This window comes from Pseudomonas sp. B37(2017) (assembly GCF_002112885.1).
Taxonomy (GTDB): Bacteria; Pseudomonadota; Gammaproteobacteria; order Pseudomonadales; family Pseudomonadaceae; genus Aquipseudomonas; species Aquipseudomonas paraglycinae.
In genome coordinates this window covers 1-8,475 of sequence record NZ_NEIX01000024.1, presented here as the reverse complement: position 1 = coordinate 8,475, position 8,475 = coordinate 1, and the positions used below count along the sequence as shown (strand labels likewise).

9 protein-coding genes and 1 pseudogene are annotated in these 8,475 nt (G+C 59.5%); 3 read left to right on the top strand and 7 right to left on the bottom strand.

Going from position 1 to position 8,475, the window contains the following annotated elements; genetic code table 11:
- Positions 1-185: 185 nt before the first annotated feature.
- The 6 genes from CAF90_RS29025 to ffh all read right to left on the bottom strand — a co-directional run bounded on the left by CAF90_RS29025 (position 186) and on the right by ffh (position 4,423).
- Positions 186-599, bottom strand: a complete 414-nt coding sequence (locus CAF90_RS29025; protein ID WP_085609291.1) for an acyl-CoA thioesterase — start codon at positions 597-599, stop codon at positions 186-188.
- A 90-nt stretch (positions 600-689) separates the two neighbouring features.
- Positions 690-1,040: a 50S ribosomal protein L19 gene (gene rplS / locus CAF90_RS29020; RefSeq protein ID WP_003175895.1), complete on the bottom strand. Its 351-nt coding sequence runs from the start codon at positions 1,038-1,040 to the stop codon at positions 690-692.
- Positions 1,041-1,085: 45 nt separating this feature from the next.
- On the bottom strand, positions 1,086-1,838 hold the full coding sequence (gene trmD, locus CAF90_RS29015; RefSeq protein WP_085609290.1) for a tRNA (guanosine(37)-N1)-methyltransferase TrmD: 753 nt from the start codon (positions 1,836-1,838) through the stop codon (positions 1,086-1,088).
- 3 nt (positions 1,839-1,841) lie between these two features.
- Positions 1,842-2,378 (bottom strand): ribosome maturation factor RimM, encoded by a 537-nt coding sequence (gene rimM / locus CAF90_RS29010; protein WP_007954628.1) that lies wholly within the window; start codon positions 2,376-2,378, stop codon positions 1,842-1,844.
- Positions 2,379-2,383: 5 nt separating this feature from the next.
- Complete coding sequence (gene rpsP, locus CAF90_RS29005) at positions 2,384-2,635, bottom strand: 30S ribosomal protein S16 (protein WP_003198088.1); 252 nt, start codon at positions 2,633-2,635, stop codon at positions 2,384-2,386.
- Between the two features lie 411 nt (positions 2,636-3,046).
- Positions 3,047-4,423, bottom strand: coding sequence for a signal recognition particle protein (gene ffh, locus CAF90_RS29000; RefSeq protein WP_007954627.1), 1,377 nt, complete (start codon positions 4,421-4,423; stop codon positions 3,047-3,049).
- 208 nt (positions 4,424-4,631) lie between these two features.
- On the opposite strand from ffh, the gene CAF90_RS28995 reads away from it, so the two are divergent.
- From CAF90_RS28995 to CAF90_RS28980, 3 genes are all read left to right on the top strand, one after another.
- Positions 4,632-5,444: an inner membrane protein YpjD gene (locus CAF90_RS28995; protein WP_007954625.1), complete on the top strand. Its 813-nt coding sequence runs from the start codon at positions 4,632-4,634 to the stop codon at positions 5,442-5,444.
- Positions 5,445-5,456: 12 nt separating this feature from the next.
- The gene (locus CAF90_RS28990; RefSeq protein WP_085609289.1) at positions 5,457-6,698 is read left to right on the top strand and encodes a transporter associated domain-containing protein; all 1,242 of its coding nucleotides are present in this window, start codon (positions 5,457-5,459) and stop codon (positions 6,696-6,698) included.
- Positions 6,699-6,933: 235 nt separating this feature from the next.
- Positions 6,934-8,250, top strand: coding sequence for an MFS transporter (locus CAF90_RS28980; protein ID WP_085609287.1), 1,317 nt, complete (start codon positions 6,934-6,936; stop codon positions 8,248-8,250).
- A gap of 92 nt (positions 8,251-8,342) precedes the next feature.
- On the opposite strand, the pseudogene CAF90_RS29795 reads toward CAF90_RS28980, so the two are convergent.
- Positions 8,343-8,475: pseudogene (locus CAF90_RS29795) on the bottom strand (IS110 family transposase); the annotation flags it as partial.

The window sequence follows — 8,475 nt, the reverse complement described above, 5'->3', positions numbered from 1 at the left end:
TCGCCTGCATGCGGATACTACTGATCAGACTAAATGCCATGCTGCGTGACGGCACCGAATGGCGGTGACGAATGGCAGGGTTAAGACAGTTGCTCCCACAGTGTCCGTGCCGAACACAACATCAGCGGACAACACAAAATCTGTGGGAGCGGGCTTGCCCGCGAATGCCGCGGCTCGGTGCTAAATCAGGTCGCGAAACCCGGCAGCACTGGCACCGGACGCTTGTCCTCATCGATGGCAACAAAGCTGAACTGCCCATGAATGGCTTTCTCACGACCGTCGCAGCTCATGCTTTCGACGAACACTTCCACCTCGACCTTGAGACTGGTGTTGCCAACCTTGATCACCCGCCCGACCAGCTCGACGATGGAACCTGCCGGGATCGCGTGATTGAAGTCGATGCGATCGGTCGACACGGTCACCAGCGGCAAACGGCAGAAGCGCGTGGCGGTGATGAACGACACTTCGTCCATCCAGGCCAGCGCCGTGCCGCCGAACAGGGTGTTGTGATGATTGGTGGTCGGCGGAAAAACCGCCTTGGTCACGCGGGTCACCGAGAGCTCGGTGCGGCGTTCGATTTCTTGCTCGCGAGGGGTCATGGGTCAGGCCTGAAACGGAATGCTGTGGATAAATTGCGAGCAACAAAAAAGCAGCCCGTAGGCTGCTTTTTTCTGCATCGGAAGCTGGACTTAAGCCAGTTTTTCCTTGATGCGAGCTGCTTTACCCGACAGGTCGCGCAGGTAGTACAGCTTGGCTTTACGTACGTCACCGCGACGTTTGACAGCCATGCTGTCGATCTGCGGGGAGTAGGTCTGGAAAGTACGTTCTACGCCAACACCGTTGGAGATTTTACGAACGGTGAACGCACTGTTCACGCCGCGGTTACGCTTGGCGATTACAACGCCTTCGAACGCTTGCAGACGGGAACGATCGCCTTCCTTCACTTTCACCTGAACGACGATGGTGTCGCCCGGGGCAAAGGTAGGGATTTCTTTGGTCATCTGCTCTGCTTCGAGTGCAAGGATGATTTTGTTGGTCATGCTGTGCTCCTAAGGTAAATCGTCTGATCTACCATCGATACGTTGTTAACTATCGTCCCGCTCGCGGATGTATTCCTCGAGCAGCTTCTTCTCTTCTCCAGAAAGCGAGCGGCTTTCCAGAAGATCGGCGCGTCGTTCATAGGTCCTACCAAGGGACTGCTGTAAACGCCAACGCCGGATATGCGCGTGATTGCCACTCAGCAACACGTCGGGAACACGCTGATCCGCATACACCTCAGGTCGGGTGTAGTGCGGGCAATCCAGCAGACCATCCGTAAAGGAATCTTCCTCAGCGGAATCCGCATGCCCTAAAGCTCCGGGCAGCAGTCGTGTAACCGCATCGATCATGACCATGGCCGGCAGCTCGCCGCCAGACAACACATAGTCACCAATCGACCACTCTTCATCGACATGAGCATCAATAAAACGCTCGTCAATGCCTTCATAGCGACCGGCAATCAGGATCAATGCATCCGATTTCGCCAGTTCGCGTACCGCCGACTGAGTCAGTTGACGGCCTTGGGGGGACAGGTAAATCACCTTCGCCGCCACCCCGGCTGCTGCCTTGGCCTGAACCAGAGCATCTTCCAGGGGCTTGATCTTCATCACCATGCCCGGACCACCGCCAAACGGGCGATCGTCCACAGTGTGATGCCGATCCGTCGTGTAATCCCGCGGGTTCCAACAGGTCAGCTGCAAGAGCCCCTGTTTGACCGCACGACTGGTAATGCCGTACTCACTGATGGCCGAGAACATCTCGGGGAACAGCGTAATGACGTCTACGCGCAGGCTGGCCATTGCTTAGAAGTCCGCGTCCCATTCCACCCTCATCACGCCTGCTTCCAGGTCGATTGCCAGCACGCATTGCTCCGTATAGGGCAACAACCGCTCGCGATCATCCAGGCTGCCGACGCAGGGCTTGACCACCAATACATCGTTCGCGCCGGTCTCCAACAGGTGATCAACCTTGCCGAAGAATTCTTCGTTCTGGTTGATGACACTCAGACCCTGCAACTGGTACCAGTAGTACTCGTCGCCAGTCAGGTTGGGCAAAAGGCTTCGCGAGATGCAAATCTCGTAACCGCTCAGAAGACGTGCTTCATCGCGATCGTCGAGGCCTTTGAGCTTGGCAACCAGATCCTTTTGAGTGGATCGGCCGCTGACCAGCTCGACCTGCTTTACCACGCCTTCGCGCCGAAGCGTCCAGTTGCGGTAGTTCAACAGGTTTTCAATCGGATCGGTAAAGGAAAAGACCTTCACCTCGCCGCGAACGCCGTGAACCGAAAAAATCTTGCCGACAACGATCAGGTCATCAGCTTTTTCTGGCGTCGCGCTCATACTGCTCAGGCTGCAGCCTTGGCAGATTCCTTCAGCAACTGAGCAACACGCTCAGAAGGCTGTGCACCAACGCTCAGCCAGTAGGCAACGCGCTCTTGGTTCACGGACAGACGAACTTCCTGACCACGGGCAACAGGGTTGAAGAAACCAACCTGTTCTTTGTGGGAACCGTCACGCGGGTTGCGGGAGTCGGTTACGGTCAGGTGGTAAAACGGGCGCTTTTTGGAGCCGCCAAGGGCAAGACGGATTGTTAGCATGTGAACATCGTTCCTGTAGTCGGTGCTGCAAATCTAAATGCACAGCGGGCATGGGTGCCCGAAAGGCCGCATATTCTAAGGAATATCCGGACTTTTGCAAATGACTTTTTCCGGCGCCTATGGCATGCCGTGCAGATTTGCATATGGGGCCGTCGTTCAAAACGGCCGGTCAGCTCCCGCCGAGTGCGGGTTTGCTGTTGATCCTGCGTCCTTGCAGGGTCTGCGCCAGTACGACGACCGGCGCGGATTCTAGTGTCCCGCCTCATCCATTTCGCTCACTTTTGGCGAGTGGCTGATGCCCTCAAGCAAGGCGCCGCGACGAGTCATAGCCCGCTATGGCGAGGAGCGGCAACGCAGCATGAGGGCATCAGACGCCGCCATAAGTGAGCAGAATGGGTGAGACGGGACACCTTACATTTTCGGCATGCCGCCGCCGGGCAACATACCGCCCATGCCGCGCATCATTTTCGCCATTCCGCCCTTGGCGGAGAACTTCTTCATCATCTTCTGCATCTGCTTGTGCTGCTTGATCAAGCGACCGATGTCCTGCACCTGGGTGCCGGAACCCATGGCGATCCGGCGCTTGCGCGAACCGCTGATCAGCTCGGGGTCGCGGCGCTCGGCCGGGGTCATGGAGTTGATGATGGCTTCCATCTGCTTGAACTGCTTCTCTGCAGCGTTCTGGGCATTGCCCATTTGCGAGAGATTGACGCCACCGATGTTCGGCAGTTTGTCCATGAGCCCGCCGAGGCCGCCCATGTTCTTCATCTGTTGCAGCTGATCGCGGAAGTCTTCGAGGTCGAAGCCCTTGCCCTTCTTCAGCTTTTTAGCAAGTTTGTCGGCCTTGTCCTTGTCGAGGGTCGCTTCAGCCTGTTCGATCAGGCTGAGCACGTCGCCCATGCCGAGGATCCGCGAAGCAATACGCTCAGGGTGGAACGGATCGAGCGCTTCGCTCTTCTCGCCCATACCGATGAACTTGATCGGCTTGCCGGTGATTGCGCGAACGGACAGCGCGGCACCGCCACGGGCATCACCGTCGACCTTGGTCAGGATCACACCGGTCAGCGGCAGCGCATCACCGAAGGCCTTGGCCGTGTTGGCCGCGTCCTGACCGGTCATGGCGTCGACCACGAACAGGGTTTCAACCGGATTGATCGCGGCGTGCAGCGCCTTGATCTCGCCCATCATCTCTTCGTCGATGTGCAGACGACCGGCGGTATCGACGATGACCACGTCGATGAATTTCAGTTTTGCTTCTTTAATAGCCGCGTTGGCGATGTCGACCGGCTTCTGGCTCAGGTCGGACGGGAAGAACGTCACGCCGATGTCGTTGGCCAGGGTTTCCAGCTGTTTAATAGCAGCAGGACGGTAGATGTCCGCCGACACGACCATGACCGACTTCTTCTTGCGCTCTTTAAGGAAGCGCGCCAGCTTGCCGGCGGTGGTGGTTTTACCCGCGCCCTGCAGACCGGCCATCAGAATGACGGCAGGCGGCACGGCGCTCAGGTTCAAGTCTTCGTTGGCCGCGCCCATCAGGCTTTCGAGTTCGGCCTGGACGATCTTCACGAACGCCTGGCCCGGCGTCAGGCTGCGCGACACCTCGGTGCCGACAGCGCGTTCCTTGACCGAATTGACGAAGTCCTTGACCACCGGCAGGGCGACGTCGGCTTCGAGCAACGCCATGCGCACTTCGCGCAGGGTGTCTTTGATATTGTCCTCGGTCAGCTTCGCCTTGCCGGTGACATGGCGCAGCGTCTGCGAGAGACGGTCGGTTAAGTTTTCAAACATTGCGCGATCCTTTCAGGCCCTGTGTAGACCGGGATAATGGCGGCCCAGACCGGAATCAACATGTGCTCGGCGAGCCTGCGGCGTGGGCAGGTCGCGGATTATAGCGAAGACTGCGTCTGGCGGACACCTTGCTGTCAGCTTGTCGGTCTTTCGTGCAATGGCGGTTCTATGCCAAACTCAGCCCCTTTCGGGCTTCCTAACAGGATTTATGCTCCCCTTGTCACCGAGTTTGCTGACCACCCTCGCCGCCGCCCTTCTTTATGCCGCTGCGACTCTCTATCAGGGCACCCGCCTGGCCACTGGCGCCAAGGCCAACAAGCGCCTGCTGGTCTCGCTCGGCGTCCTCGCCGTGCTGGCCCACAGCGCCAGCCTGCTCACCCATTTATTGACGCCGATCGGCCTGGGCCTGGACTTCTTCAGCGCCTCGAGCCTGATTGCTGCGGCTGTCATCGCCCTGACCCTGCTGGCCTGCTCGCGGATCCCGGTGGAAAACCTGCTGGTGCTGCTGTTCCCGCTGGGTGCGATCACGGTGCTGCTGGCGCAATTTGCGCCGACCGGCACGGTGCAGGTCATCGATGAAGAACCGGGCATCCTCGCGCACATCCTGCTGTCGATCCTCGCCTACGGCATGTTCACCATCGCGGTGTTCCAGGCCTTGTTGCTGTTGGTGCAGGATCATCAGCTCAAGCACAAGCACCCGTCCGGGCTGATCAAGAACTTCCCGCCCCTGCAAACCATGGAAAGCCTGTTGTTCGGTTTCCTCTGGGCCGGCTGGACTTTGCTGTCGCTGTCGCTGATTTCCGGCTGGCTGTTCGTCGAGAACCTGTTTGCCCAGCACCTGGTGCATAAAACCCTGCTGGCCTGCCTGGCCTGGATCGTGTTCAGCGTCCTGCTGTGGGGCCGTAACCGCCTCGGCTGGCGCGGGCACAAGGCAATCCGCTGGACCCTCGCCGGTTTCTGCCTGCTGATGCTCGCGTATTTCGGCAGCAAACTGGTTCGTGAATACATCCTGCACATCTGACGGGCGGCATAAATGGACGGTTTGCCCATAGGGCCGATGCTCGCGGTATTTGTCCTGCTGATTCTCTGGTCGGGGCTGTTTACCGCCGTCGAAGCGGCGCAACAGCACCTGCTCGCGCAACGCACCGCCTCCCGCGCCAGCGACAAGCCGCTGGCGAAGCTCAGCTTCCCGCTCGACAGCCTGATCCTCTGCAATACCCTGTGCCGCGCCCTGGCCGTCATCCTGGCCACCCTGCTGGCAATCTTTCTCTGTGAAGAAAACGGCCCCTGGGCGGCTTGTCTCGGCGCCGGCGCCCTGCTGCTGGTTTTTGCCGACTATTTCCCTCGCGCCCTCGCCCAGCGTTATCCGGATGCGGTGTTGTCGTTCGGCAATACGCTGCTGGCAGTACCGCTGAAAGTCGTTTACCCGCTTGCCTGGCTCCTCAGCCGCATCAGTGGTTTGCTGATGCGCCCGTTCATCCGCAAGGCCCAGGTGGTGCAACAGAGCGAAGATGATGTGCCAACGGAGCGTCATGACGACCCGGATCATCCGGTGCGCCCGCACCCGGTTTCAGGCATCCATGCGCTGGACAACATCACGGTCAATGACATTCTGGTGCCGCGCAGCGATGTCGACGGCATCAACCTCGACGACCCGATCGAAGAGATCATCGAGCAATTGCGCAAGAACCGGCGTACTCGCCTGCCGGTCTTCCACAGCGATATCAATCAGGTCGAAGCGGTGCTCAACACCCGCCAGATCCGCCACTTGCTGGACAATGGCAGCTTGACCCGCGAAGCCTTGCTGGCGGCCAGTTACGAGCCGTATTTCGTCCCTGAAAGCACCCCGCTGCAACTTCAACTGCTGAACTTCCACAAGCAGCAGCGGCGTCTGGGTATGGTGGTGGACGAGTACGGCGAAGTCCTCGGCATCGTCACCCTGGAAGATATTCTCGAAGAAATCGTCGGCGAATTCGAAAGCGAGCACAGCCTCGACAACCCGCACATCCACCCGCAAGCCGATGGCCGCATGGTGATCGATGGCGCGGCGTCGATCCGCGAGCTGAACAAATGCCTGGGCTGGCACCTGCCCAGCGACGGCCCCCGGACCCTCAATGGCCTGGTGACCGAGGCGCTGGAAACCATCCCGGAAAGCGCGGTCTGCCTGAAGATCGGCCGCTATCGCCTGGAGATTCTCGAAACCGAGGAAAACCGGGTGAGCAAAGTCCTGATCTGGCACACCACTTCGGCTCCGGCGCTGGCCACGGCCCGCTAGACAGCCCCTTGTTCAATCGTTAGCCACCTTCCTATAATCGCGGTGCTTACCCAAGCCCCGCCGAACCGCGTGCTTACCCCGCACCCGACACAATCCGGCCGGTTCATCGGCAATATCCGCATCACACCGACGACTGTTCCTACCTGAAGCAGCGATCGCGCCTCATCCCACATCCCTGGGTGTTCGACCATAATAATTCGCTCCAACGGAGCTCATGACTGTCAGGGATCACCGCATGACGACCAGTACCGCTTACAGCGACACCACGCCTGCCCAACCGACCAACTCCGCCACCCGCGTGGCCACGGCGAGCTTCATCGGCACGGCCATCGAGTTCTACGATTTCTACGTCTACGCCACTGCTGCCGCGCTGGTGATCGGGCCGGTGTTCTTCCCGCAGACCTCCGGCACGGCGCAGATGCTCTCGGCATTCCTGACCTTCGGCATCGCCTTCCTCGCCCGACCTTTGGGTTCGGCGCTGTTCGGCCACTTCGGTGACCGGATCGGACGCAAATCGACTTTGGTCGCTTCGCTGCTGCTGATGGGTGTCTGCACCACGCTGATCGGTGTGCTGCCGGGTTACGACAGCATCGGGGCCTGGGCGCCGATCCTGCTGTGCGTGCTGCGCTTCGGCCAGGGCCTGGGATTGGGTGGCGAATGGGGCGGCGCAGCGCTGCTGGCGACCGAAAATGCCCCGAAAGGCAAACGGGCGTGGTTCGGCATGTTCCCGCAGCTCGGCCCTTCGATTGGCTTTCTGGCTGCCAACGGCTTGTTCCTGACGCTGGCAATGACGCTCAATGATGAACAATTCCGCAGCTGGGGCTGGCGGATTCCGTTTCTGCTCAGTGCGGCGCTGGTAATGGTCGGCTTGTACGTGCGCCTCAAGCTCCACGAAACCCCGGTGTTCGCCAATGCCATCGCCCGTCAGGAGCGAGTGAAAGTGCCGCTGGTCGAGCTGTTCAGTCAGTACTGGGCACCGACGTTGCTGGGCGCCGCCGCCATGGTGGTGTGCTATGCGCTGTTTTACATCTCGACCGTGTTCTCCCTGAGCTACGGCGTATCCACATTGGGGTATAGCCGCGAGACATTCCTCGGACTGCTGTGCTTCGCAGTACTGTTCATGGCAGCCGCGACACCGCTGTCGGCCTGGGCCAGCGATCGTTACGGGCGTAAGCCGGTGCTGATCGTCGGCGGTGTGCTGGCGATTCTTTCCGGGTTTCTGATGGAGCCGCTGCTGACTCAGGGTTCGACTTGGGGCGTGGCGCTGTTTCTGTGCATCGAGCTGTTTCTGATGGGGGTGACATTCGCCCCGATGGGTGCATTGCTACCGGAGCTGTTTCCGACACATGTGCGATATACCGGTGCATCGGCGGCCTACAACCTCGGCGGCATTGTCGGAGCCTCGGCGGCGCCGTTCTTTGCGCAGAAACTGGTGGCGATGGGTGGTTTGAGTTACGTCGGCGGGTATGTGTCGGCGGCCGCGGTGCTCAGCTTGATCGCTGTGCTGTGCCTGAAGGAAACGCGTAATAACGATTTGAATCAGGTTGCCTGATCTTAGATCAAAAGCTTCGCGAGCAAGCTCGCTCCCACAGTGTCCGTGGCCACACACATAATTTGTGAACACCGCCGAACCTGTGGGAGATTCTATGTTGCAGGGGAACCCTGCAATCTTAGATTCGGTTGGTATTCGCTCTGATTTTTCATAAGGGCGAATGCCACCCGGCAAAGCTTACGGGCGAGGATGACCAAAGCCTGGGTTCTGGCTAGACCTCTTGCC